22 protein-coding genes are annotated in these 23,326 nt (G+C 68.8%); 2 read left to right on the forward strand and 20 right to left on the reverse strand.

Features of this window, described 5'->3' with window-relative positions; genetic code table 11:
• Window positions 1-100: 100 nt before the first annotated feature.
• The 5 genes from ACZ6IE_RS09355 to ACZ6IE_RS09375 form a co-directional block, all read right to left on the reverse strand.
• Window positions 101-1,645, reverse strand: coding sequence for an SDR family oxidoreductase (locus tag ACZ6IE_RS09355; RefSeq protein ID WP_464607715.1), 1,545 nt, complete (start codon window positions 1,643-1,645; stop codon window positions 101-103).
• A 140-nt stretch (window positions 1,646-1,785) separates the two neighbouring features.
• Window positions 1,786-2,646 carry an aldehyde dehydrogenase family protein gene (locus ACZ6IE_RS09360; RefSeq protein ID WP_464607716.1) on the reverse strand — a complete coding sequence of 287 codons (861 nt, stop codon included), beginning with the start codon at window positions 2,644-2,646 and terminating at the stop codon, window positions 1,786-1,788.
• Window positions 2,643-4,229 carry an aldehyde dehydrogenase family protein gene (locus ACZ6IE_RS09365; protein WP_464607717.1) on the reverse strand — a complete coding sequence of 529 codons (1,587 nt, stop codon included), beginning with the start codon at window positions 4,227-4,229 and terminating at the stop codon, window positions 2,643-2,645. Before ACZ6IE_RS09365 ends, ACZ6IE_RS09360 begins: the two co-directional genes overlap by 4 nt.
• 59 nt (window positions 4,230-4,288) lie before the next feature.
• Window positions 4,289-5,251 (reverse strand): deoxyribose-phosphate aldolase, encoded by a 963-nt coding sequence (deoC, locus tag ACZ6IE_RS09370; protein WP_407668767.1) that lies wholly within the window; start codon window positions 5,249-5,251, stop codon window positions 4,289-4,291.
• An 84-nt stretch (window positions 5,252-5,335) separates the two neighbouring features.
• Window positions 5,336-6,280, reverse strand: a complete 945-nt coding sequence (locus tag ACZ6IE_RS09375; protein WP_464607718.1) for a sugar-binding transcriptional regulator — start codon at window positions 6,278-6,280, stop codon at window positions 5,336-5,338.
• A gap of 168 nt (window positions 6,281-6,448) precedes the next feature.
• Between ACZ6IE_RS09375 and ACZ6IE_RS09380 the strand changes: the two genes are divergently transcribed.
• Window positions 6,449-7,147: a maleylpyruvate isomerase family mycothiol-dependent enzyme gene (locus tag ACZ6IE_RS09380; RefSeq protein WP_464607719.1), complete on the forward strand. Its 699-nt coding sequence runs from the start codon at window positions 6,449-6,451 to the stop codon at window positions 7,145-7,147.
• A gap of 111 nt (window positions 7,148-7,258) precedes the next feature.
• Here ACZ6IE_RS09380 and ACZ6IE_RS09385 read toward each other — a convergent pair whose 3' ends face one another.
• The 5 genes from ACZ6IE_RS09385 to ACZ6IE_RS09405 form a co-directional block, all read right to left on the reverse strand.
• Window positions 7,259-8,197, reverse strand: a complete 939-nt coding sequence (locus ACZ6IE_RS09385) for a bifunctional riboflavin kinase/FAD synthetase (protein ID WP_464608621.1) — start codon at window positions 8,195-8,197, stop codon at window positions 7,259-7,261.
• Window positions 8,194-8,643, reverse strand: a complete 450-nt coding sequence (locus ACZ6IE_RS09390; RefSeq protein WP_464607720.1) for a hypothetical protein — start codon at window positions 8,641-8,643, stop codon at window positions 8,194-8,196. Before ACZ6IE_RS09390 ends, ACZ6IE_RS09385 begins: the two co-directional genes overlap by 4 nt.
• A 41-nt stretch (window positions 8,644-8,684) precedes the next feature.
• A complete protein-coding gene (locus tag ACZ6IE_RS09395) occupies window positions 8,685-9,053 on the reverse strand; it encodes a hypothetical protein (RefSeq protein WP_464607721.1) in 369 nt (122 codons plus the stop codon).
• A complete protein-coding gene (truB, locus tag ACZ6IE_RS09400; RefSeq protein ID WP_464607722.1) occupies window positions 9,050-9,973 on the reverse strand; it encodes a tRNA pseudouridine(55) synthase TruB in 924 nt (307 codons plus the stop codon). The genes ACZ6IE_RS09395 and truB overlap by 4 nt, the downstream gene beginning before the upstream one ends.
• 93 nt (window positions 9,974-10,066) lie before the next feature.
• On the reverse strand, window positions 10,067-10,741 hold the full coding sequence (locus tag ACZ6IE_RS09405) for a nucleoside/nucleotide kinase family protein (RefSeq protein ID WP_464607723.1): 675 nt from the start codon (window positions 10,739-10,741) through the stop codon (window positions 10,067-10,069).
• 66 nt (window positions 10,742-10,807) lie between these two features.
• Here ACZ6IE_RS09405 and ACZ6IE_RS09410 point away from each other — a divergent pair, with 66 nt between their 5' ends.
• Window positions 10,808-11,731 carry an HhH-GPD family protein gene (locus ACZ6IE_RS09410; RefSeq protein ID WP_464607724.1) on the forward strand — a complete coding sequence of 308 codons (924 nt, stop codon included), beginning with the start codon at window positions 10,808-10,810 and terminating at the stop codon, window positions 11,729-11,731.
• 267 nt (window positions 11,732-11,998) lie between these two features.
• Here ACZ6IE_RS09410 and rbfA read toward each other — a convergent pair whose 3' ends face one another.
• The 10 genes from rbfA to ACZ6IE_RS09460 all read right to left on the reverse strand — a co-directional run bounded on the left by rbfA (window position 11,999) and on the right by ACZ6IE_RS09460 (window position 23,319).
• On the reverse strand, window positions 11,999-12,565 hold the full coding sequence (rbfA, locus tag ACZ6IE_RS09415; protein ID WP_464607725.1) for a 30S ribosome-binding factor RbfA: 567 nt from the start codon (window positions 12,563-12,565) through the stop codon (window positions 11,999-12,001).
• 150 nt (window positions 12,566-12,715) lie between these two features.
• Window positions 12,716-15,550: a translation initiation factor IF-2 gene (infB, locus tag ACZ6IE_RS09420; RefSeq protein ID WP_464607726.1), complete on the reverse strand. Its 2,835-nt coding sequence runs from the start codon at window positions 15,548-15,550 to the stop codon at window positions 12,716-12,718.
• Between the two features lie 84 nt (window positions 15,551-15,634).
• Window positions 15,635-15,880, reverse strand: a complete 246-nt coding sequence (locus tag ACZ6IE_RS09425) for a YlxR family protein (protein WP_077055405.1) — start codon at window positions 15,878-15,880, stop codon at window positions 15,635-15,637.
• Between the two features lie 201 nt (window positions 15,881-16,081).
• Window positions 16,082-17,071, reverse strand: a complete 990-nt coding sequence (gene nusA / locus ACZ6IE_RS09430) for a transcription termination factor NusA (RefSeq protein WP_079728384.1) — start codon at window positions 17,069-17,071, stop codon at window positions 16,082-16,084.
• Between the two features lie 140 nt (window positions 17,072-17,211).
• Entirely contained in the window at window positions 17,212-18,987 is a 1,776-nt protein-coding gene (locus ACZ6IE_RS09435; protein ID WP_464607727.1) for a proline--tRNA ligase, read from the reverse strand.
• A 59-nt stretch (window positions 18,988-19,046) separates the two neighbouring features.
• On the reverse strand, window positions 19,047-19,859 hold the full coding sequence (locus ACZ6IE_RS09440; protein WP_464607728.1) for a hypothetical protein: 813 nt from the start codon (window positions 19,857-19,859) through the stop codon (window positions 19,047-19,049).
• Window positions 19,856-20,962 (reverse strand): VWA domain-containing protein, encoded by a 1,107-nt coding sequence (locus ACZ6IE_RS09445; RefSeq protein ID WP_464607729.1) that lies wholly within the window; start codon window positions 20,960-20,962, stop codon window positions 19,856-19,858. Before ACZ6IE_RS09445 ends, ACZ6IE_RS09440 begins: the two co-directional genes overlap by 4 nt.
• A complete protein-coding gene (locus ACZ6IE_RS09450; RefSeq protein WP_464607730.1) occupies window positions 20,959-21,957 on the reverse strand; it encodes a vWA domain-containing protein in 999 nt (332 codons plus the stop codon). Before ACZ6IE_RS09450 ends, ACZ6IE_RS09445 begins: the two co-directional genes overlap by 4 nt.
• Window positions 21,948-22,427, reverse strand: coding sequence for a hypothetical protein (locus ACZ6IE_RS09455; RefSeq protein WP_464607731.1), 480 nt, complete (start codon window positions 22,425-22,427; stop codon window positions 21,948-21,950). Before ACZ6IE_RS09455 ends, ACZ6IE_RS09450 begins: the two co-directional genes overlap by 10 nt.
• A complete protein-coding gene (locus tag ACZ6IE_RS09460) occupies window positions 22,414-23,319 on the reverse strand; it encodes a DUF58 domain-containing protein (protein WP_464607732.1) in 906 nt (301 codons plus the stop codon). The genes ACZ6IE_RS09455 and ACZ6IE_RS09460 overlap by 14 nt, the downstream gene beginning before the upstream one ends.
• Window positions 23,320-23,326 lie beyond the last annotated feature (7 nt).

Below are 23,326 nucleotides of genomic sequence, written 5' to 3' on the forward strand. Positions count from 1 at the left end.
TCTGCGGGGCCTGGATGACGCCGGTGTGGCGTCGGTGTGCCGCGCCGGGCGGAGGAGACGGCTCAGGCCACCACGCCTGGGCCGCCAGCGAGAAACGGGGTCAAGAGGCGGGCTGCGGCGTTGCGGTATCTGTTGCGGTGCCGGCCGTCTTCTCGTCTTTCTTCGTCTGGGCGAGGGCCGCCGCGGTGATGCGGTTCGCCATCCCCGTGAAAATCACGCCGTGGAACGGCACCAGCGAATACCAGTAGAGCCGGCCGCCCAGCCCCTTGGGGAAGAAGACGGCACGCTGCGTGTAGGTCGATCCGCCGTCGCCGCGCGGTTCGACACCCATCTCGAGCCAGGCGCCTCCCGGCACCCGCATCTCGGCGCGCAGGCGCAGCAGGCGGCCGCGCTCGATGTGCTCGACGCGCCAGAAGTCGAGGGCGTCGCCCGTGTTGAGGCGCGCGGGGTTGCTGCGGCCGCGGCGGAGGCCCACTCCCCCGACGATGCGGTCCATCCAGCCTCGGATGGCCCAGGCCAGCGGGAACGAGTACCACCCGTTCTCGCCGCCGATGCCCTCGATGACCCGCCACAGCTCGGCGGGCGAGGCCTCCGTCTCTTGCTGTCGTTTGTCGATGCAGACCGTGTGCCCGGCCCAATCGGGGTCGCTCGGCAGCGGATCGCTCGGCGCGCCCTCGACCGAGGCGTTTCGCCAACTGGTCTCGACCTCGCCGTCTTTCACGCGCTGCAGCGCCAGGCGCACCGACTGGCGGTAGGTGAGCAAGCCCTCGGGCGGGCGCGGGATGACGTTGTCGATGTCGTGTTCGCGCATGACGCAGTTCTGTTGCAGCGACGCGATGATGGGCACCGCCAGCGAGCGCGGCACGGGTGTGACCAGGTTGACCCACTGCGACGCGAGCCACGGCGTGAGCACGGGCAGGGCCGCGATGCCGCGCTGGCGCAGACCGGCCTCGAGGGCGTAGCCGTTCATCATCTGGCCGTAGCGGAGCACATCGGGACCGCCGACGTCGAACGTGCGGTTGATCTCGCCCGGCACGACGGCCGCCTCGACCAGGTAGTAGAGCAGATCGCGCACGGCGATGGGCTGGATCTTGTTGCGCACCCACTTGGGCGCGGGCATGTAGGGCAGCACATCGGTGAGATGCCGGATCATCTCGAACGAGGTCGAGCCAGAACCGATGACGACGCCCGCCTGCAGAACGATGGCGGGGACGGCCGAATCGAGGAACACGTTGCCCACCTCGACGCGCGAGCGCAGGTGGCGCGACAGGTCGGGGTCGTCGGGATGCAGCCCGCCCACGTAGACGATGCGCGCAACACCGGCGCGCGCCGAGGCCTCGGCCATGGTCGCGGCCGCCTCGCGATCGGCCTGCTCGAAGTCGCCCTTCTGCCCCATGGAGTGCACGAGGTAGTAGACGACGTCGACGCCGTCGACCGCGCGCCGCACGGCCTCGCGGTCGGAGAGGTCGCCCTCGACGACCGTCACCTCGGACGCCCACGGCACATCGCTCAGCTTCTGCGGGCTGCGCGCGAGCACCGTGACGGTGTGCCCCGCCTCGAGCAGCCGCGGAACCAGGCGCCCGCCGATGTAACCGGTCGCGCCGGTGACGAGGATGTGGCGGGAAGATGCGTGAGGCTGGTCCATGTTCCGACCCTACGCGTGACAACCGACACTGCCCGATGCGTTGACGACGGCCCCGACCTGTGCATGCGAGCACGGGGCGGGGCCGTCGAGGAGGCGAGCGGAGCGCAGCGGCGGGATACGCCGGGATGCGGCCGGGTGACCTAGATGAGCGCCTTGGTGTGCCAGACGGTCTTCGTCTCGGTGAGCCACGTGATGCGCTCGAGGGCGGGGGCTGCGGCATCCACCCCACCGGCGGGCCGCAGCACGCGCTTGAGCGTCTCGGCGGCCGCGATCTCGAGGTCGACCCAGTCGAGCTCGGTCGCGCCCGTCAGGTCGATCGCGTTGACGTCGGCGTGACCGGCGAGCCACGGCGCCATCTCGGCCGGCGAACCCGTGAGGATGTTGACGACGCCCCCGGGCACATCGCTCGTCGCGAGCACCTCGGCCAGGCTGATGGCCGACAGAGGCGCGGCCTCTGAGGCCACGACGACGACGGTGTTGCCGGCGACGAGCGCGGGCGCGACGACGCCGACCAGGCCGATGAGGCTGTTCTCCTGCGGGGCGATGACGGCCACGACACCCGTGGGCTCGGCGACGCTCAGGTTGAAGTACGGGCCCGAAACGGGGTTGGCGTTGCCCGTGACCTGCTGGTACTTGTCGGCCCAGCCGGCGTACCAGACCCAGCGGTCGATGGCCTGGTCGACCTGCGCGGTGGCCTCGGCCGACGAGACGCCCTCGACCTGCACGATCTCGTCGATGAACTGGGCGCGACGGCCCTCGAGCAGCTCGGCGATGCGGTAGAGAACCTGCCCGCGGTTGTAGGCCGTTGCACCCGACCATCCGGATACTGCGGCGCGCGCGGCGACCACGGCATCGCGGGCGTCCTTGCGGGAGGCCTTCGCAGCGTTGGCGAGGAACCCGCCGTCGGCCGCGCGCACTTCGTAGGTGCGGCCGGACTCGCTGCGCGGGAACTTTCCGCCGATGTAGAGCTTGTACGTCTTGGGCACGGTCAGGCGGCTCATTCTGCTGCTCCGTTCGGGGCGGTGGTGGTCTCGGTCGTGGGTGCCTGTGCGGCGGCGCTCGGCTCGGTGGGCGTCGTCAGCTCGGTGGGCGTCGTCAGCTCGGCGGGCACCGAGGGGGCGATGCTCGAGGGCAGCGACGTGACGGATGCCGCGGTCGCCAGATAGGCGCCGAGCCCGTGCTTGCCGCCCTCACGCCCGTAGCCCGACTCCTTGTAGCCGCCGAACGGCGACGACGGGTCGAACTTGTTGAAGGTGTTGGCCCAGATCACGCCGGCGCGCAGCTTGTCGGCCACGGCCAGGATGCGGCTGCCCTTGTCGCTCCAGATGCCCGCCGACAGACCGTAGGGCGTGTTGTTGGCCTTGGCGATGGCCTCGGCCGGCGTGCGGAACGTGAGAACCGACAGCACGGGCCCGAAGATCTCTTCGCGCGCGATGGTGTCGCTCGTCGAGACGCCCGTGAAGATGGTGGGCTTGAACCAGAAGCCGTCGGTCGGCAACTCGCAGTCGGGGCTCCAGCGCTCGGCGCCCTCGGCTTCGCCCTGGTCGCTCAGCGCACGGATGCGGTCGAGTTGTTCGCGCGAGTTGATGGCGCCGACGTCGGTGTTCTTGTCGAGCGGGTCGCCGACGCGCAGCGTGGCCATGCGGCGCTTCAGGCGCTCGATGACCTCGTCGTGGATGGATTCCTGCACGAGCAGGCGCGATCCGGCGCAGCACACGTGACCCTGGTTGAAGAAAATGCCGTTGACGATGCCCTCTACGGCCTCGTCGATGGGCGCGTCGTCGAAGACGATGTTGGCGGCCTTGCCACCGAGTTCGAGCGTGACGCGCTTCGAGGTGCCCGCGATGGTGCGCGCGATCTCGCGGCCCACGGCGGTCGAACCCGTGAAGGCGACCTTGTCGATGCCCGGGTGAGCCACGAGCGCGCGGCCCGTCGCCCCCGCACCGGTGACGATGTTCACGACGCCCGCGGGCAGTTCAGCCTGCTGCAGGATCTCGGCGAAGATGAGCGCCGTGAGGGGTGTGGTCTCGGCGGGCTTCAGCACGACGGTGTTGCCGGCGGCGAGGGCGGGCGCGATCTTCCACGCCAGCATGAGCAGCGGGAAGTTCCACGGGATGACCTGGCCGGCGACGCCCAGTGAGCGCGGGTTGGCACCGAGGCCCGCGTAGTCGAGCTTGTCGGCCCAGCCTGCGTAGTAGAAGAACCACGCGGCCACGAGCGGCACGTCGACGTCGCGGCTCTCCTTGATGGGCTTGCCGTTGTCGAGGCTCTCGGCGACCGCGAGCTCGCGGGCACGCTCCTGCACGAGGCGAGCGATGCGGAAGAGGTATTTGCCGCGGTCGCTGCCCGACATCGTGGACCACACGGTGTCATAAGCGCGGCGGGCGGCGCGGACGGCGTCGTCGACGTCGGCGTCGGTGGCCGTGGCGATCTGGGCGATGTGCTTCTCGGTGGCGGGCGAGATGGTGGCGAAACCATCCCCGCGACCGTCGACGAATTCGCCGTTGATGAAGAGGCCGTACTGCTTCTTCAGGTTCAGGACGGAGGTGGACTCGGGCGCCGGGGCGTAGTCGAGAAAACTCATGTCGTGCCTTTCTATGGATGCTGGCAGAGCGAAAGTGGGTGGGGTGGGCCGGCTGCGGGTCAGTCGATGGTCACGTAGTCGGCGCCCGAGTACTGGCCCGTGGTGAGCTTCTGGCGCTGCAGCAGCACGTCGTTCAGCAGGCTGGACGCGCCGAACCGGAACAGGTGCGGCTGCAGCCATTCCTCACCAACGGTCTCGGCGACCGTCACGAGGTATTTGATGGCGTCTTTCGACGAGCGGATGCCGCCGGCGGGCTTCACGCCCACCTTCTCGCCCGTCAGCAGGTGCCAGTCGCGCACGACCTGCAGCATGAGCAGCGTCACGGGCAGGGTTGCGGCGGGCGAGACCTTGCCGGTCGACGTCTTGATGAAATCGCCCCCCGCGAGGATCGAGAGCCACGAGGCGCGGCGCACGTTGTCGTAGGTGTTCAACTCGCCGGTCTCGAGGATGACCTTAAGGTGTGCGTAGCTGCCATCGCTGCGGCGGCATGCCTCTTTCACGGCGACGATCTCGTCGTAGACCTGGCCGTAGCGGCCCGAGAGGAACGCCCCGCGGTCGATGACCATGTCGATCTCGTCGGCCCCCGCGTCGACGGCGTCGGCCGTGTCGGCGAGTTTGACGGCGAGCGACGCGCGGCCCGACGGGAACGCGGTGGCGACGGCTGCGACGTTGATGCCGCCCTCGCCGCCCACGGAGTGGTGCGCGCCGAGCGCCTCGACGGCGTAGGGAACCATGTCGCCGTAGACGCACACGGCCGCCACCTGCGGGGTGCTGCGGTCTGACGCATCCGGAGTCACGGCCTTGGCCGAGAGCGAGCGCACCTTGCCGGGGGTGTCGGCACCCTCGAGCGTGGTCAGGTCGATGAGGCGGATGATGGTGTCGAGCGCCCACGCCTTCGAGGTGGTCTTGATGCTGCGGCTGCCGAGGTCGGCGGCGCGCTGCTCGAGGCCCACGGCGTCGACACCCGGGATGCCGTCGAGGTAGCGGCGCAGGCTCGCGTCGGTGATGGGGCCGTCGAGCATCTCGAGGGCCGTCGGCCGTGCCAGTTCTTTTCCGGCGTCGTGCATGAGGTCTCTTCTCGTTCTGTGGTGCTGGGTTTCAGAGGTTCAGGGGTTGAGCACCGCGCGGGCGGTCTCTTCGTCGGTGACCAGCACCGTACAGAGGCCCGACGACACCATGGCGCGGGCGACGGCCTGTTTGGCCAGCCCCGCGATGACGGCGATGCTCGTGGGGGCGGCGCGCAGTTGGTCGAGGCTGAGGCCGAGCGTGCGCTCGTCGAGCGAGGGGTCGACGATCATGCCGTTGGCGTCGATGTAGCGGCCCACGACATCCCCCACGGCGCCGCGGCGCACGAGTTCGCGCACGTTCTCGGTGGTGAGGTAGCCGCTGTGCACGTGGGCGCTATCGGGCCCGGCCACACCGGCCGAATACAGATAGGCGGATGCTTCGGCCGCCATGCCCAGCACCTGTGCGACCATGCGGTCGCCCTCGATGCTCTTCTTCGTCTCGAGGCGTTCGAGGATGGCGGGGCTCGGCAGCAGAGTGGCGTCGCCCGAGGCCTTCTTGGCGATCGAGACGGCCGTGGCTGCGGCCGTGCCCGCGCGCTGGTTGAGGGTGACGCCGCCGTTGATCTGCACGACGTTCACGCGTGTGGCCCAGCCGTCGGTGAGCTTGGCGGCGACATCGTCGAGGGTGCGGCCCCAGCTGATGCCGAGCGTGCGCGGAACGGGGCGGAGCGCCGTGAGGTAGTCGGCGGCACCCTGGGCGACGCGGTCGCGGATCTCGGCGTCGTTCTTCGCCCCCGAGACCGGCACGACGATGGCATCGGCGAGGCCGAATGAATCGCGCAGCTCGCGTTCGAGGCCGAGCTTGCGGGCACGCGGGTGCACGATCTCGATGCGGATGTAGCCCTTTTCCTTGGCCTGGGCGAGCAGTCGCCCGACCTTCCAGCGCGTCAGGCCGAGGATCTGGCCGACCTCGTCCTGCGTCTTGTCTTCGTCGTAGTAGAGCTCGGCCGCGCGGATGGAGAGGAGTTCGTCACTGTCGGACATGCTGCACTCCTTCGCGGTGGCGGTCGGCGGTCGGACGCCCGATCGGGCTGTGTCCAGGCTACGGGTGGCCTTTGCTCGTTTCAACACATGCGGGGTGTTTTGCTCATGTGAGCAGCTTTCGGCGAAGTTCGCCCGCGGGCGTTGGCGACCTCGGACTAAAGTTGCTCCATGGCAGCTCAGCGTTTGCACACCGGCCGCACCGCATCGAGGGGGCGCCCGATCGGCATGGCCCTCGGGGTCGTCGCCGACGCGCTCGACACGCTCGGCGACGAGCAGTGGGGCCACCAGAGCCTGTGCGACGGATGGTCGACGCGCGATGTCGTGGGCCACCTGGTGTGGCGCGTCGGCAGCCCCACCCACCGGTTCGTGGGCGACATCCTCGTGACGACGGCGCAGAAGCGGCACCTCAACCCCATGGCCTCGATGGACGACATCGCGCGGCGCGAGGGGCAGGCGCGCAGCATCCCGATGCTCGTGGCAGAGCTGCGGCGCATCGCGGCCCAGAAGTCGAAGGGCGTCGGCCGCACCAATCCGGCCGAGCTCATGGAGGCGATCGTGCACGGCTACGACGCCCTGCAACCCCTCAACGTGCCGCTCGGTTTCGCCCCCGAGTCGACCCACCAGGTGGCGAGGATGGCTCAGGCTACGGCCGGCCGCGACGCGCGACTCCTGCTGCGCAATCGCCGTCTCGTGGCGGGCGACGCGGGCTGGAGCATCGGAAACGGCTCGCCCATCGTGGCCGACGCCGCGAGCATCATCCTCTATCTGACGGGCCGCAAGGCGCAGGGGCCCAATCCGGCGAAGCTGGCGCGCACGCATATCGAGGCGCCGGGCAATGCGCCGTTCCGCGGGCCCGAGCTGGCCTAGAAGCCCTCGAGGTCAGGTTTCGTCGCCGCCGCCGCTCAGCCGTCGCCGCTCGGCCGCCTACGGGCGACTCGCCGGGGCGATAACCGCGGCAGTGCGTCGAGTACCCTTCGGTCACGCCGCCTGGGTCAGGATGTCGCGCACCTTGGCGACGTCTTCGTGCATCTGCTCGATGAGCGATTCGATGCCACGGTAGGCGACCTGGCCGCGCAGGCGCTCGACGAACTTCACGTCGACCACGTCGTCGTAGAGGTCGAGCGTCTCGTCGAGCACGTAAGCCTCGACCTGTTTCTGCGGCACACCGTCGAAGGTCGGGTTGTTGCCCACGGAGATGGCGGCCGGGTAGGAGACGTCGCCGCGCACCAACCAGCCCGCGTAGACGCCGTCGCTCGGGATGAGGCCATCCGAGTCGGGTGAGAGGTTCGCCGTGGGAAAACCGAGCTCGCGCCCGCGTTTTGCTCCGTGCACGACGACGCCGCTGACGGTGGGAAGGTGGCCCAGCAACTCGGCGGCCTGGCGCACCTCGCCCTGCGCGAGCAGCTCGCGGATCCACGTGGACGACACACGCCGACCGTCTTTCGGGGCGACGTCTTCGACGACGCGCACCTCGAAGCCGTACTGCCGACCGAACTCGGTGAGCGTCTCGACCGTGCCGGCGCCTTTGTAGCCGAAGCGGAAGTCGGCGCCGACGAGGACGACGACGGCGTGCAGGGCCTCGACCAGGATGTCGCGCACGAACGCGTCGGGGCTCTTCTGGCTGAACGCCTCGTCGAAGCGCAGCAGCACCGTGTCATCGACGCCCGTTTGGGCGATGAGGTCGGCCTTCTGCCGGTTGCCGACGAGCGACGACGGGCATTTCTCGGGGTTGAGCAGCGCGAGCGGGTGCCGGTCGAAGGTCACGACGACGCTCGTGGCGTGGCGTGCGGATGCCTCTTCCAAGAGTTCCTGGATGACGGCTCGGTGCCCGGCGTGCACCCCGTCGAACTTGCCGATCGTGACAGCCGACGGCCCGTATGCGGCGGGGATCTCGCTGAGATCGGTGTAGAGCATCAGGCGGCCGTCCGCTCGCGCTTGCGCTGTCCCGCGAGCCACATCAGGCCGAGCACGGGCAGCACGAGCGGGATGAACAGGTAGCCGACGCCGAAGTACGACCAGACGGTGGGGTGCGCGAAGAGCGCCGGGTCGAGCACGCTCCAGAGGCCCACGACGAGCACGCCGGCGAGCTCGAAGCCGATGGTGATCCAGGCGAGTCGTGCGGCACCGCGTCGCGAGAGGACGAGCGCGACGGTCGCGACGATGTAGACCACGGCGGCCACGGCCGACAGCGAATAGGCAACGGGCGCCTCGTCGAACTTGGTGGCGAGCTGGAACACCGAGCGGCCCGTCGCGCCGAGCGCCAGGATGGCGTAGACGACCACGAGGAGTCGGCCGATGCCGGTGATGCGGCCGGATGCGGGGGCTCCGGCGGGTGTGGGGGCGGATGCGCTCTGCTCAGTCATATCGTGTCGATTCTATTCTCGTTGCCGCGGGACGCTCGCGCTCAGGCGCCCTGCACCGCCCAGATCTGGTACATGCGGTAGACCATGACGGCTATGGCGATGCACGCGACGCCCAGGATGACGGTGCTCCACTTGCTGCGGTCGAGCAGCGCCCAGAACCCGGCCGCGGCGGGCAGGATGAGGGCCGAGATGAGGTAGACGTAGAACTCGGGCACGCTGCCGGACGCCTCGTTGCCGACGAACGGCGCCGCGATGGCCACCACGAGCTGCACGATCAGCAGCACCTCGACGAGCGCGGTCGCGCCCATGGTGAGGTCGTTGGGCTTCTTGCCCGCCAGACCCGCGACGAAGCAGATCAGCGCCGCCGCCACGGCCACAGCCACCTGCACGTAGGTGAACCATTCGATCATCGTGCTCCTCCCTGGGCCGTATCGGGCGGGAAGTTGACGACGGACTTGCCGGCGCCACCGCGTTTCTCGACGAGCCCGATGAGGCGCCCGTCGGGAGCGATCGCCGCGATCGGGCCGTCGGTGTCGGGCAGGATGTCGGCGGGGATGCGCTTGCCGTGACCCAGGTCGACGGCCGTGTGCTCGTCGAGGTTCACGACCGGGAACAGCGCGGCTGCCGCATCGGCGGGAGTAATGGACGCGCCGGCGACGTCGAACCCCTCGGCCATGACCTCGGCCAACGTTGGGGCACCCTCGACGCGGAAGGGGCCCACGCGCGTGCGACGCAGAGCCGTGAGGTGTCCCCCGACCCCGAGCCCGTCGCCCAGGTCGCGCGCAAGGGCGCGGATGTAGGTGCCCGATGAGCATTCGACGCGCACGTCGAGGTCGATGAAACCGTCGACGTCGCGGCGGTCGAGCACCTCGAACGTGGAAACGGTGACGCCCCGTTCGGCAAGCACGACCTCTTCGCCTTCGCGGACGCGCGCGTAGGCCCGTTTTCCGTCGACCTTGATGGCGCTGACGCTCGAGGGGCGCTGCGAGATCTCGCCCGTGAGCGCGGCGATCCCCTGGGCGATCGTCTCGTCGGTCGCCGCGCCGAGCGCCGCGGACTCTGCCCGCTCCCCCAGCTCGCCTTCGGCGTCATCCGTCGACGACGTCTGCCCCAAACGGATCGTGGCGAAGTACTCCTTGTCGGCGCCCACCACATAGGTGAGCAGCCGCGTGGCCGATTCGATGCCCAGGATGAGGAGGCCGGTCGCCATGGGGTCGAGGGTGCCCGCGTGGCCGACCTTGCGGGTTCCGGCGGCGCGGCGCGTCTTGGCGACGACGTCGTGGCTGGTCACGCCCATCGGCTTGTCGACCAGCAATATTGCAGACACCACGTTCGTCACTCCTCGATCAGCCCCGCAAGAATCCTGCCATAACCGGCACCTCGACCCGTGCGGGGGCCGATCGAGGAACCGCTTTGATGGCGGTCAGCAGCTGTCGAGAAACAGGCGGCGTGGATGCGCGGGGTCGGCGTTGTCGATCACGGCCGTGGCGCGCGTGCGCGGGTCGCCTTCGGCCTCATAGAGGTCCTGCCCGCCCACGTAGCGCGCGTTCGAGGCGGCCTCGGGATCGGCGTCGACACCGAGCGTCTCGTGCAGCCGGCGGTAGGCCTCGCTGTAGGGCACGTCGAGCCGGATCGAATAGTGCCACAGGCCGCGCAGCTCGTCACGGTTGAGGAAGACCCCGTCTACGATGAGCACGGCGTCGCGCGGCGCAGTGACCCAGGCCGACTGCGCCGTCTGATCGCGCCGCTCGTCGAAGCCCACGAGCTGGAAACCCGCGCTGCCGCCCAGGCGGTAGGGCTCGATGAGCACGCGCCGGAACAAGCTGTAGTCGAACGAGTCGTCGTAGTAGCCCCGAGGGTCGTTCTCGCCGCGGCGGTAGCGCTCGGTGCGCGGCCGGTGGAAATCGTCGATGGATGCCCGGAAAGCTGCGCGACCCTGCTCGCGGAACACCTCGGCCAGCCCGTCGGCGAACTCGGCCGAACCCGACCCGCCGATGCCGTCGACCGCCACGATCGTGCGCCCGACGCCATAGTTGTGCGAGATCTCGTCGCGCAGATCGCGCAGAAGGACAACCCTCGGAGTGTTCGCCAGCATCATGTTTTCAGCCTACTCCGCACGCCCGAGAGGCGTTCGAGCGGTCGACCAGCGGGTACTCTGAAACCGATGCGCCAATCATCCGAATCGCCGCTGCCCGACGTCGCAGAACGCGAGCAAGCCTCGCCGATAGATGTCGCAACACCGATCATCGCGTGGTTCGCCGAGAACGCCCGCGACCTGCCCTGGCGGCGCCCCGGCTTCACGGCGTGGGGAACGCTCGTCAGCGAATTCATGCTTCAGCAGACGCCCGTTGCCCGCGTCATCCCGCGCCTCGACGAGTGGCTCGCCCGCTGGCCCACACCCGCCGACCTGGCCGCCTCGCCGCCCGGGGAGGCCGTGCGCGCGTGGGCCAACCTCGGTTATCCCCGGCGGGCCCTGTGGCTGCATCGCGCGGCCGTCGAGATCACCGAGCGCCACGGCGGGGTCGTCCCCTCCGACGTCGACCAGCTGCTGGCCCTCACGGGCATCGGCGACTACACCGCCCGCGCCGTCAGTGTCTTCGCCTACGGCCTGCGGCACCCCGTCGTCGACACGAATGTGCGCCGCGTCATCGCGCGCGCCGTCGACGGCAACGGCCAGCCCGGACCCCCGTCGGCCAGACGCGACCTCCCCGCCATGACGGCACTGCTTCCGGATGATCTCGCCGACGCGCGTGCGTTCAACGCGGGCATCATGGAGCTCGGAGCCATCCGCTGCACGGCTCGTTCCCCGCAGTGCGACGCGTGCCCGCTCCGCGACATCTGCCGTTGGCGCGCAGCCGGCTACCCCGAGTTCACGGGCCAAAAGAAGGCCGTGCAGAAGAAGTACGAGGGCTCTGACCGTCACGTTCGTGGACTCATCATGGCCGAACTGCGGCACACGCACCGCCCGGTCTCCCCCGCCGAGATCGCCGGTCTCTGGCCCGATGTCGACCAGTTGCAGCGCGCCCTGGCGGGCCTCGTCGCCGACGGCCTGGCCGTGCCCGAAGACGAGGGCTACGTCCTGCCGTAAATCCAGCCCTGGCCTCCCAGCGGCCGCACGCTAGGCCGCAAGACGGGGTTCGCCGACGCGGGCTCCTTCACCCTTCCCGGGAAGCCGAGTGCCTGGGCACACGTTGACGCGTCGGCCGCGCTGCCACACGCTCTCGCCTGTCGATGTCGTCTGCGGCTGTCACTCGAGGCCGGCCTCTCGACAGGAACAGAAAACCGGCGGACACCCTGTGCCCGCCGGTCTACCGATCGCTTGAGTTTCCCAGCTCAGCGCCGAGGAATGCTCGCGCTACTTCGTGTCGTCTTCGTTGCCCGAGACGGTTTCGTCGTCACCGGCCGAGGCGCTCTCGTCGTCAGACGAGGCAGCCTCGTCGACTGCGACAGGTGCGACGGCAGGCGCAGGTGCCGCGGCGGCATCCGCCTCGTCGTCCTCGTCGTCGGTATCGGTGACATAGGGGTTCTCGTCGCCGGCGTAGCTTGCGCCCTGCGCCAACTTCAGCGCCTCGGCGTCACGCTCGCGCGCCGTGCGCAGCAGGTCTTCGATGTGCTGCGCGTTCTCGGGAATGGCGTCGAGGATGAATTCGAGCGACGGCGTCAGGCGCGCCGTGATGTTCTTGCCCACCTCGGAGCGCAGCATGCCGGTCGCGGACTTCAGCGCGGCCTGCGTGTCGGCACGCTCCTGGTCGGAACCGTAGACGGTGTAGAAGACGCTGGCGTGCTGCAGGTCGCCCGTCACCTGAACGTCGGTGATGGTGACGAACCCGAGCCGCGGGTCTTTGATGCCGCGGTCGAGGCGTTCGGCGATGACCACTTTGATGCGGTCAGCCATCTTGCGGGCGCGTGCGTGATCGACCATGGTGTCCTCTTTCTGTAAATCTGCGAGTTCGAGCTTATCGCTCGGTGATCGGATGCCGGAGCGCCCCGTCGTGGCAGCGGCACCCGTTAACGGCCGGAGCCGGTCGAACCGCCCTGGGGCGACCGACCGGCTCCGGTTTGGAGGTGAGGATTAGCCGCGCGGCTTTTCCTTCATCTCGGTGGTTTCGATCTCATCGCCGATCTGGATGTCGTTGAACTTGCCGAGACCGATACCGGCCTCGAAGTCCGTGCGCACCTCGGTGACGTCGTCCTTGAAGCGACGCAGCGATTCGATGGCCAGGTTGTCGCCGACCACGACGCCGTCGCGGATGACGCGAGCCTTGGCGTTTCGCGTGATCGTTCCGGAGCGGACGATGACACCCGCGATGTTGCCGAACTTGGAGGAACGGAACACCTCGCGGATCTCGGCCACACCCGACTGAACCTCTTCGTACTCGGGCTTGAGCATGCCGGTCAGGCTCTGCTCGACATCCTCGAGTGCGTTGTAGATGACCGAGTAGAACCGGATGTCGACACCCTCGCGGGCGGCGCGCTCACGGGCCTTCGGGTCGGGGCGGACGTTGAACCCGATGATGATCGCGTTGTCGATCGTCGCCAGGTTGACGTCGGACTCGGTGACGGCACCCACACCACGGTGGATGATGCGCAGCTGAACGCTGTCGTCGACCTCGATCTTGAGCAGCGATTCTTCGAGCGCTTCGACAGCACCCGACACGTCGCCCTTGATGATGAGGTTGAGCGACTCGACCTTGCCCTCTTCGAGTGCGCGGGTGAAGTCCTCGAGGCTGATGCGCTTGCGGGCCTTGGCCAGCGAGGCGTTGCGCTCGGCGGCTTCACGCTTCTCGGCGATCTGACGTGCCGTGCGGTCTTCCTCGGTGACGAGGAACGTGTCGCCGGCGCGGGGAACGCTCGACAGACCCTGAACCTGCACGGGGCGCGACGGACCGGCCTCGGCGACGGTGTCGCCGTTCTCGTCGACCATCGCTCGCACACGGCCGTAAGCCGTGCCGGCGACGATGGCGTCTCCGACGCGCAGCGTTCCCGACTGGATGAGCACGGTCGCAACCGAACCGCGGCCCTTGTCGAGCTTCGCTTCGATGGCCACACCACGTGCGTCCTTGTCGGGGTTTGCACGCAGGTCGAGCCCGGCGTCTGCGGTGAGCAGAACGGCGTCGAGCAGGTCCTGGATGCCCACGTTCTCGCGAGCCGAGACGTTGACGAACATGACGTCTCCACCGTATTCCTCGGCAACCAGACCGTATTCGGTCAGCTGCTGACGAACCTTGGCCGGGTTGGCGTCGGGCTTGTCGATCTTGTTGACCGCGACCACGATCGGCACGTTGGCCGCCTGGGCGTGGTTCAAGGCTTCGACCGTCTGCGGCATGATGCCGTCGTCGGCCGCGACAACGAGGATCGCGATGTCGGTCACCTGCGCACCACGTGCACGCATGGCGGTGAACGCCTCGTGGCCCGGGGTGTCGATGAAGGTGATGGCGCGTTCGAGGCCCTCGTGCTCGGTGACCACCTGGTAGGCACCGATGTGCTGCGTGATGCCACCGGCCTCGCCGGCGACGACGTTGGCGTTTCGGATGGCATCCAACAGGCGGGTCTTACCGTGGTCGACGTGACCCATGACCGTGACGACGGGGGGACGGATGACCAGCTGGTCGTCGCCCTCGTCTTCGAGCTCCTGATCGAGGTCGATGTCGAAGCCCTCGAGCAGCTCGCGGTCTTCGTCCTCGGGTGAAACCATCTGGATCTTGTAGCCGAGTTCGTCGCCGAGCACCTCGAAGGTGGCCTCGTCGAGCGATTCGGTCGCCGTGGCCATCTCACCGAGGTGGAAGAGAACCGTGACCAGGTTTCCGGGGCTCGCGTCGATCTTGTCGGCGAAGTCGGAGATCGAGGCGCCGCGACGCAGGCGGATGACGGTGTTGCCGTCGCCGCGGGGAACGCTCACGCCACCCAGCGACGGGGCCTCCCGCAGCTCGAATTCCTGCCTCTTCGTACGCTTCGACTTGCGCGACTTGCTCTTGCCGCCGCCACGACCGAACGCACCGGCGGTTCCACCACCGGGGCCACGACCGCGACCGCCGCCGCCACCCGCGGGACGCGAGGGGCCGAAGCCGGGACGCTGGAAGCCACCAGCCGCGGGGGCGCCACCGGCACCGCCGGGACGCTGGAAGCCGCCGCCACCGGGGCGACCTGCTCCACCCGGACGACCGGGACCGCCGGGACGCTGACCCTGTGCCGGCTGACCGGGACGGGGGCTGCCGGGGCGAGGAGCCTGCGGGCGAGGGATGTTGGCCGGCGTCGGACGCTGGCCCATGCCCTGCGCGCTGGCGAAGGGGTTGTTGCCGGGACGCGGCGGGCGCTGACCCATGCCCTGCGACGACGCGAAGGGGTTGTTACCCGGACGCGGGGCGCCCGGACGGGCACCTGCTGCGCCACCCGGACGGGGAGGAGCGGCGGGGCCGGGGGTCGGCTTCGAGGAAGAGGGGGTTGCGGACGACTCTGCCGGGGCAGCATCGGACGTGGGTGCAGCTTCGGACTTCGGCGCGGCGGCTGCCGGCGTCGGAGCGGATGCAGCAGCGGGCTTCTCGGCGGCCGGCGCGGCGGGCGCCGCCGGAGCGGGAGCAGCCTGGGCCGGGGTTGCCGGAGCGGGCGCGGGAGCCGGAGCATCCTGAGCCTTCTTGGCCGTTGCGGGCGTGGGGCCCGACGACGGCTTAGCGGCGGACTTGGCGCCCGTTGCGGGGGCCTTGGCCGCGGGGGCCTTCGGTGCGGGGGCACCGGATGCCTGAGACGCCTCGGACTCCAGCGCGGCACGCAGCTTGCGCGCGACGGGGGGTTCGATCGTCGAAGACGGGGACTTGACGAACTCGCCAAGCTCTTTCAGTTTTGCAAGGGCGACCTTGCTGTCGACACCGAGTTCGGATGCGATCTCGTGTACGCGTGGTTTTCCAGCCACTATTCTCCTGTCTGGGTCTGACCCCGGACAGGGCAGACCTCACTTACGGACGGGTCTCATTTCGAGCCGCTCATTAGTTGTCCATTAGCCGTTCAGCCATTTCTCTAGGTGTGTCGTGTCGATGGCGTTGCCAGCGCGAAGAGCGCGACCGAAAGCTCGGCGTTTCTCTGCGAGGTGGTAACAATCGAGATTCGGATGGATCCATGCCCCTCTACCGGGCAGAACCGCCGCCTCATCGACGACGAGCTCCGTACCGCGCGCGACGAATCGCAAGAGGTGGGTTTGTGGGGCACGTGAACGGCATCCGACGCACGTTCGTAGTGGTTCCATCTTAGCACTCCCCTCCTGACATGGGTTCAGCCACTCTCTTTTGGGGGGAAGTGTGAGTGGCTGGTAGGGGTGACGCGTTGGAGTTGCATGAGCTAGGTGCCGCGCCGTGGTGGCTGGATGGCTGTGTTTGTGCTCGGGCTGCGCCCGAGACCGGGGAGAGACGGCTGATTCGCCGTCTCTCCCCGGCGCGAAGATCGACCTCTAGTCGGATTCCATGACGGAATCCGGTTGGATGTCGATCTTCGCGCCCGTTAGCTTCGCGGCGAGGCGGGCGTTCTGGCCCTCCTTGCCGATCGCGAGCGAGAGCTGATAGTCGGGCACCAGGGCGCGGACGGCCTTCGTGGCCTCGTCGAGCACGAAAGCGCTCGAGACCTTGGCGGGCGACAGGGCGTTGGCCACGAACACCGGCAGGTTCGGCGAGTAGTCGACGATGTCGATCTTCTCGTTGCCGAGCTCGTCGGTGACGGCGCGCACGCGACGGCCCAGTTCGCCGATGCAGGCACCCTTGGCGTTGACGCTCGGGTCGTTGGCCTTCACCGCGATCTTCGTGCGGTGGCCGGCCTCGCGGGCCAGCGAGATGATCTCGACGACACCCGAAGCGATCTCGGGAACCTCGAGCGCGAACAGCTTGCGCACGAGACCCGGGTGGGTGCGCGAGACCGTGATCTGCGGACCCTTCTGCCCCTTCGCCACCGAGGTGACGTAGACGCGGATGCGGGAGCCGTGCTTGTAGTCCTCGCCCGGCACCTGCTCCTCGGGAGGCATGATGGCCTCGACCGTTCCCAGGTCGACGTGGATCATGCGCGGGTTCGGACCCTGCTGGATCACACCGGCGACGATGTCGCCCTCGCGGCCCTTGAACTGGCCGAGAACCGCGTCGTCGGCGATGTCGCGCAGACGCTGGTTGATGACCTGCTTGGCGGCGAAAGCGGCGATGCGGCCGAAGTCATCCGGCATGGTCTCGGATTCACCGATGACGACACCCTCTTCGTCGCGCTCGGGAATAAGGACCGACACGTGGCCGGTCTTGCGGTTGAGTTCGACCCGGGCTTCTGGAGCATCCTGGCCGCCCTGCGTCTCACTCTTGATGTAGGCGGTCAAAATCGCCTGCTCGATGATGTGCACGAGCTCGTCGAACGGGATCTCTCGTTCCCGCTCCATCATCTTCAAAACGGTGAGGTCGATATCCACCGGCGGCCTCCTCTATTCAGATACATCCGTTCACCAAGAACGGAACAACTTGCTAGCGTACCGGACTCTGCGCCCGCACGACACCACGCACCGAGCGGACCATCGGCGGTCCGCTCGTGAGCGCGCGTATCGAGGTTCGCTCAGATGGTGCGCTGGGCCTGCAGGCGCTCGACGACCTCGGCGATGGGCACCTCGGTGCGCTCCCCCGAACGGCGGTCCCACAATTCGACGACGCCGTCCGCGACACCGCGGCCGACGATCACGATCTTCGGCACACCGATGAGCTCGGCATCGCCGAACTTCACACCGGGCGAGACCTTGGGGCGATCGTCGTAGAGCACGTCGTAACCGGCGCCCTCGAGCGCCTGGGCGACACCATCGGCGGCCTCGAAGACCGCCTGGTCACGGCCGGTCGCGATGACATAGGCATCGAAAGGTGCGACGTTCTCGGGCCAGACGAGGCCCTTCTCGTCGTTGTTGCCCTCGGCGATGATCGCCAGGGCGCGCGTGACACCGATGCCGTAGGAACCCATGGTGACCGTGACGAGCTTGCCGTTCTCGTCGAGCACCTTGAGGCCGAGCGCTTCGGCGTACTTGCGGCCGAGCTGGAACACGTGGCCGATCTCCATGCCGCGGGCGAGGTGCACGGGGCCCGAGCCATCCGGTGCCTCGTCGCCCTCACGCACGGCGGCCGTCTCGACGACGCCGTCGGCTGTGAAATCGCGGCCCGCGACGAGACCGAAGACGTGCTTGCCGTCCTCGTTGGCGCCCGTGATCCACGACGTGCCGTCGACGACGCGGGGGTCGAGCACGTAGCGGATGCCCGTGCTGCCGTTTTCGCCGAGCACGAGGCCGCTCTGATCGCCGGGCCCGATGTAGCCCTTGACGAGTCCGGGGTGCTTGGCGAAGTCCTCGGCGGTGGCCGCTTCGACCTCGGCGGGCGCGAACGCCACCTCGGCGCGCTTCAGGTCGACGTCGCGGTCGCCCGGCAGGCCCACGATGACGAGCTCGCGCGTTCCATCGAGGTGGGTGAGCGCGAGCACGACGTTCTTCAGGGTGTCGGCGGCCGTCCAGGGGGCACCGTCGCGGGGCGCCTCGGCGTTCGCCACGTCGACGAGCGTCTGGATGGTGGGGGTGTTCGGTGTGTCGCGCACGACGGCCTCGGGCAGCCCCTCGACGGGGAGCGCCTCGGGCACGACGGTCGTGAAGGCCTCGACGTTGGCCGCGTAGCCGTGGTCGGAGCGCACGAACGTGTCCTCGCCGACGGGGGTCGGGTGCAGGAACTCTTCGCTGCGCGAGCCACCCATGGCCCCGGCATCCGCCTTGACGATGACGTATTCGAGGCCGAGGCGCTGGAAGATGCGCTCGTAGGCGTCGCGCTGGGCCTGGTAGCTCGCGTCGAGGCCGGCGTCGGTGTAGTCGAACGAGTAGGCGTCCTTCATGGTGAACTCGCGACCGCGGAGGAGGCCGGCGCGGGGACGGGCCTCGTCGCGGTACTTGTCCTGGATCTGGAAGATCGAGAGCGGCAGGTCTTTGTAGCTGCCGTAGAGGTCTTTCACGAGCAGCGTGAACGCTTCTTCGTGCGTGGGGGCGAGCAGGTAGTCGGCACCCTTGCGGTCGTGCAGACGGAAGAGGGCGTCGCCGTACTCGGTCCACCGGTTGGTGATCTCGTAGGGCTCGCGCGGCAGCAGCGCCGGGAAATGCACCTCGTGCGCGCCGGCCGCGGCCATCTCCTCGCGGATGATCTGCTCGATCTTGTTCTTGACCCGCAGACCGATGGGCAGCCAGGCGAAGACGCCGGGGGCCTGGCGGCGGATGTAGCCCGCGCGCACCAGCAGCCGGTGACTCGTCACCTCCGCATCGGAGGGATCTTCACGGAGGGTGCGGAGGAAGTAATTACTGAGACGCGTGACCACCTGACCATGCTAGCGGGAGGGGCCGGGTTGCCGCGCCGGGTGGCCGCGACGGTGCGTCGCTACCAGGGCTTGTCGGTCGTGCGGCCGCCGCCGTTGCGGCCACGTTCCTCGGCGTCCTGCTTGGCCTTCTCTTCGGCCGCCTGGTCGCCGCGTTCCTGCAGCTTCTCCTCGGCGCTCGGGTCGTTCTCCCCCGACGAACCCTCACCCTGCGCATCATCCTGACCGGGTTGCGGGAGCACCTGCGGCGGCTGCTGATCGATCTTCGCCTGCACGCGTTCGTCGGCGGTCTGCAGCGTGTCGCGCTGTTCGAGCGAGCGCGACGACTCGTCGGTCTGGCAGCCGTCGGCAGCTCCGTCGCGGATGACGGCGAGCGACGTCTCGTAGAGGCGGATGGCGCCCTCCTCATAGCCGGCGCCGCGATAGGCATCCCCCTGCTGTTCCCAGGCGAGCGCGAGGTTGACACGCACCATGCAACGTTCGGATGCGGGAGCCCGCGTGAGTGCCTCACCGAGGTCGTCGGTGGCGGGCGTGTAGTTCTGGAAGGTGGCGAGGGCGGTGCCGCGGTTGTAGTACGGGATCCACGGCTCGATGAGATTGGCCACGAGCAGCGAGCCCGACCGGTCGGCGCTCCCCTCGTAATCACCGGCGGCGAAATCATCCTTGGCGCCATCGGTGGTGAGTTGCAGGCTCACGAGCTTCCACGCGATCGCGAGGATGACGAGCACGACGGGCAGCGACCACCAGAAGAGACGGCGGCGCGTGCGCCGGACGAGGTGCTGCGGGGGCTGGGGTCGGCGCGGGTGTTGGAAGGGGCCACCCGGTGTCTGCGGCCCGGCGCCCGGCGTCTGGAGATCTTGCGAGAACAGGGTCATCGGGGAACCTCCGTGTGGGCCTGGCTGGCGGCGGGGCGTCGAAGCGCGCGCAGGGTGAGCAGCAGCGGCACGAGTTCGGTCAGGAGCAAGAGGCCGAACGGGATGGCGAGCAGCCAATAAAACTCGGGTGCCGAAGGCGGACCACTCGGGGCGGATGTCGCGGCCCCGACTTCGATGCCGCGCGTCGCCTGCAGCACGACGTCGCTGCCGGGCTCGGAGTGCACGTACTCGACGCCGAGCTGCCCGGCGATGGTGCCCAGCGCCTTCTCGTCGATCATCGAGATGGCGGTCTCCTGGCCGTTCGGGCCGTAGTACTGGATGTAGTCGTCGGCCGCGCCCGGGTCGGCGGCGTCGGGATCGTCGGTGTTCGATCCGTCCGACCCCTGATCATCGGACTGGTCGTCGCCGAAGAAGTCGTCGCGGTAACCCGAGAACGTGCGCATGGGGCCGCCGTCCTCGGTGCCGTAGCCGAGCACGGCTCCCCCGTCGACGAGGTCGGCGAGGGGGGCGAAGGACTCCGGTGCCGTGCTCACGGTCTGTTCGCCGTCGCCCAGGTAGTAGACGATGCGCGTGCGGTCGGGGGCCGCATCCTTGTCGGCGGCGAGTTGCTTCTCGAGGAACGCGGCGGGCTGGCCGATGCTGCTGCCGCGCGAGTAGACGCTGATCTCCTGCGTGGTGGAGGCGACGCCGGACGCGAGTGCTGAGGCATCCGTGGTCAGGGGCAGGCGCTGCACGGTGTCGGCGTCGAAGGTGATGAGTGAGAATCGCGAACCGGCGAGGCGGTCGGCGATGGCCTCGATATCGGCTTTGGCCCCCGTGAGGCGCGGCTGGTCGTCGCCGTAGTCCTCGGCAGCCATGCTCGAGGTGGTGTCGAGCACGAAGTAGACGTCGGTCTGCGCGGCGGCGACGGGCGGATGCTCGGTCTCGGGCAGCCCCGGCCGCATCGACGTGCCGAACAGAAGACCCACGAGCGCGAGCCGCACGAACCAGTGCCAGCCGCCCGGGCGACGGATGTTGCGAGCCGCCTGCCAGAGCGCGAAAGCCGCGAGCCCCCCGAAGACCACGATGAGCACGGGCGGCGTGAAGATGGGGTGGAAGATCATCGCTTGAGCCTCCACCCGAGGACCATGAGGGCCGCGGTGCCGAAGAGGCCCGCCACGATCGGCCAGACGGGGATGTCGGTCTTAACGATCTGCGTCGCACCCGTCATATCGGCGGCCTGTTCCGACTGGATCTGCTCGACGATGGCGGGAATCGCGCCGGGGTCGTCGAGCGCGTAGTAGGCGCCGCCCGTGTCGGTGACGACCTGTTCGAATTCGTCGGCCAGATCCTTGATGTAGGACTTGCTCGCCACGTCGCCCGGGTTGATGCCATAGACGGTCACGTCGTTCTCGGTGGCGAATTGGCCCGCCTCGGGCAGCGTGACGATCTGCTCCCCGGCGACGAAGTTGTCGGTGGCGAGGATGATCGAGCGCGACCGCTCCTGCCCGATATCGTCGAAGCGCATCACGCACGAACCGAGCCCGTCGCCGATGAGCGATGAGCCGTTGCCGAGCAGGGTGCCATTCGCGAACGAGTAGTCCTCGTCGGCATTTCTCATCTTCTCGCCCAGCGTGCTGAGCTGCTCCTCGACGAACCCGTAATCGCTCGTCAGGGGGAAAGCCGTCGCCGCCGAGGCGTTGAAGAGCACGAGCCCGATGCGTTCGCCGTCGAACTCGTCGACCAGGTCGCTGAACGTGTCGACGATCTCGGCGTCGTAGTCGACCATCGAGCCCGAGACGTCGAGGCACAACACGATGTCGCGGTTGCGCAACTCGGGCTGGTACGCCGAGACGGCGACAGGGCGGGCGCTCAGCACGACGGCGGCCACGAGTGCGACCACGACGGCCGCGATGCTCAGCGCGAGGAGCGTGCGGTATCGCGTCAGGGCGCGACGGTAGGCGGGCAGGGCCGTGAGACGTTCGGTGTGGGCGACGGGCACGGCCGCGCGGGCCGGGCGTCGCCGCATCCGCCGACGGGTCAGCACGAAGGCCAGGGCCACGACGCCCGCGATGACGAACAGCCAGAGGAGGGGCATCCACCAGAAGCTCAGTTCCATGCCGACGTCACCGCCCGCCGGGCCGCTTGAGCAGATCCGTGCACCGAGCCGGATGCTTCGGCCCCGAACTCGCTCGGGTACAGGCCCTGCACGACCTCGGCCAGTTCGGGCAGGCGCGCCTGTCGCAACTCGTGCAGGGTCATGGGCAGCGTCGGGATGCCTCGCGCCTCGAGCGTGTAGCGACGCACGATCTCGGCGAGGCGCACGTGGGCCGCCCGCACATCGACGCGCCCGTCGGCGTAATCGCGCTCGACCCGGTCGATCTCGGCCAGGTAGTGCTCACTGATGCGCTGCTGACGCTGCCAGGGCGCCGGCTCGGGGATGGCAGCGGCACCCCTCGGACGGTGCTTCCAGCGCGGGAACCAGATGACGAAGGCATACCAGGCCGCTACGAGCAGCACGAGGGCTGCCGCGATGACGGCCCACCACGGCGAGAAGTCGGCCAGCGGATAGTAGTCACCGCCCGGCATGATTGTGCCTCTCGAGCAGTCGGAAGAGCTTAGGCACCACGTCGCGGGTCGACTCGATGCGCGTCGAGGCGATGCCAATGCGGTCGAGGATGTCTCGGGTCTCGGTCTTCTGCGCCGTCGCGCGTTCGGTGTACTCCCGCCGCACCTGCGGGTCGCGCCTGAGGAACTCGGGCAGCTCGCCGAAGGTCTGAACGTCGAGCAGCTCGGCCCCGCGCGGGCTCGCAGCAACGAGATCGGCGTCGGCGATCGACACCCACAGCATCTCGTGCCGGGCATGCAGGCGCCGCAGCACAGGGCGCAGATCGGATGCGGTCGAGCCCGTGCCCGTCAGCGCCTGGTCGTCACTGATGATCACGAGCAGCATGCGCCGCCGGAACCGCCGTGCCACATAGTCGAGCTGCCCCGCGAAATCGCTGGGGCTGCCCTGCAGGCTGGCGCGCGCGTGGATGATCTGCAGCAGCCGCTCGAGGTGACCCTCGGTGCCGCCGAGCGGCACGAGGGCGCTGCCCGCGGCGTCACCCGTGACGAGCCCGACCTGGTCGCCGTGGCGGTGCGCGAGGTAGCCCAGGACGCCGGCCGCCTGAATGGCCAGGTCGCGCTTCGGTTCGCCAGACGCGCTCACGGCCGCCAGGTCACGCCCCGAATCGACGACGATCATGACGGCCTGTTTGCGCGAGGCGATGTACCGCTTCGTGAGCGGCGCGCCGTGCCGCGCCGTCGCCTTCCAATCGATGTCGCGGATCTCATCGCCAGGCACGTACGGCCGCAGGTCGTCGAAGTCGTGCGATTTGCCGTGGAACACCGAGCGATACTCGCCGTCGAGCCAGCCTCGCACGCGACGGTGGGCGACGATCGACAGCGTGGTCTTCACGCGGGGCAGGAGCGCAGGCACGGTTCGG

The organism is Okibacterium sp. AC114, from assembly GCF_979253355.1.

What these genes read in the sequence shown, in the direction of transcription:
- ACZ6IE_RS09355 (WP_464607715.1), bottom strand. Translation starts at nt 1,645, where the DNA reads ATGGACCAGCCTCACGCATCTTCCCGCCACATCCTCGTCACCGGCGCG.
- ACZ6IE_RS09360 (WP_464607716.1), bottom strand. Translation starts at nt 2,646, where the DNA reads ATGAGCCGCCTGACCGTGCCCAAGACGTACAAGCTCTACATCGGCGGA.
- ACZ6IE_RS09365 (WP_464607717.1), bottom strand. Translation starts at nt 4,229, where the DNA reads ATGAGTTTTCTCGACTACGCCCCGGCGCCCGAGTCCACCTCCGTCCTG.
- deoC (WP_407668767.1), bottom strand. Translation starts at nt 5,251, where the DNA reads ATGCTCGACGGCCCCATCACCGACGCGAGCCTGCGCCGCTACCTCGAC.
- ACZ6IE_RS09375 (WP_464607718.1), bottom strand. Translation starts at nt 6,280, where the DNA reads ATGTCCGACAGTGACGAACTCCTCTCCATCCGCGCGGCCGAGCTCTAC.
- ACZ6IE_RS09380 (WP_464607719.1), top strand. Translation starts at nt 6,449, where the DNA reads ATGGCAGCTCAGCGTTTGCACACCGGCCGCACCGCATCGAGGGGGCGC.
- ACZ6IE_RS09390 (WP_464607720.1), bottom strand. Translation starts at nt 8,643, where the DNA reads ATGACTGAGCAGAGCGCATCCGCCCCCACACCCGCCGGAGCCCCCGCA.
- ACZ6IE_RS09395 (WP_464607721.1), bottom strand. Translation starts at nt 9,053, where the DNA reads ATGATCGAATGGTTCACCTACGTGCAGGTGGCTGTGGCCGTGGCGGCG.
- ACZ6IE_RS09405 (WP_464607723.1), bottom strand. Translation starts at nt 10,741, where the DNA reads ATGATGCTGGCGAACACTCCGAGGGTTGTCCTTCTGCGCGATCTGCGC.
- ACZ6IE_RS09410 (WP_464607724.1), top strand. Translation starts at nt 10,808, where the DNA reads ATGCGCCAATCATCCGAATCGCCGCTGCCCGACGTCGCAGAACGCGAG.
- rbfA (WP_464607725.1), bottom strand. Translation starts at nt 12,565, where the DNA reads ATGGTCGATCACGCACGCGCCCGCAAGATGGCTGACCGCATCAAAGTG.
- ACZ6IE_RS09425 (WP_077055405.1), bottom strand. Translation starts at nt 15,880, where the DNA reads ATGGAACCACTACGAACGTGCGTCGGATGCCGTTCACGTGCCCCACAA.
- ACZ6IE_RS09440 (WP_464607728.1), bottom strand. Translation starts at nt 19,859, where the DNA reads ATGACCCTGTTCTCGCAAGATCTCCAGACGCCGGGCGCCGGGCCGCAG.
- ACZ6IE_RS09445 (WP_464607729.1), bottom strand. Translation starts at nt 20,962, where the DNA reads ATGATCTTCCACCCCATCTTCACGCCGCCCGTGCTCATCGTGGTCTTC.
- ACZ6IE_RS09450 (WP_464607730.1), bottom strand. Translation starts at nt 21,957, where the DNA reads ATGGAACTGAGCTTCTGGTGGATGCCCCTCCTCTGGCTGTTCGTCATC.
- ACZ6IE_RS09455 (WP_464607731.1), bottom strand. Translation starts at nt 22,427, where the DNA reads ATGCCGGGCGGTGACTACTATCCGCTGGCCGACTTCTCGCCGTGGTGG.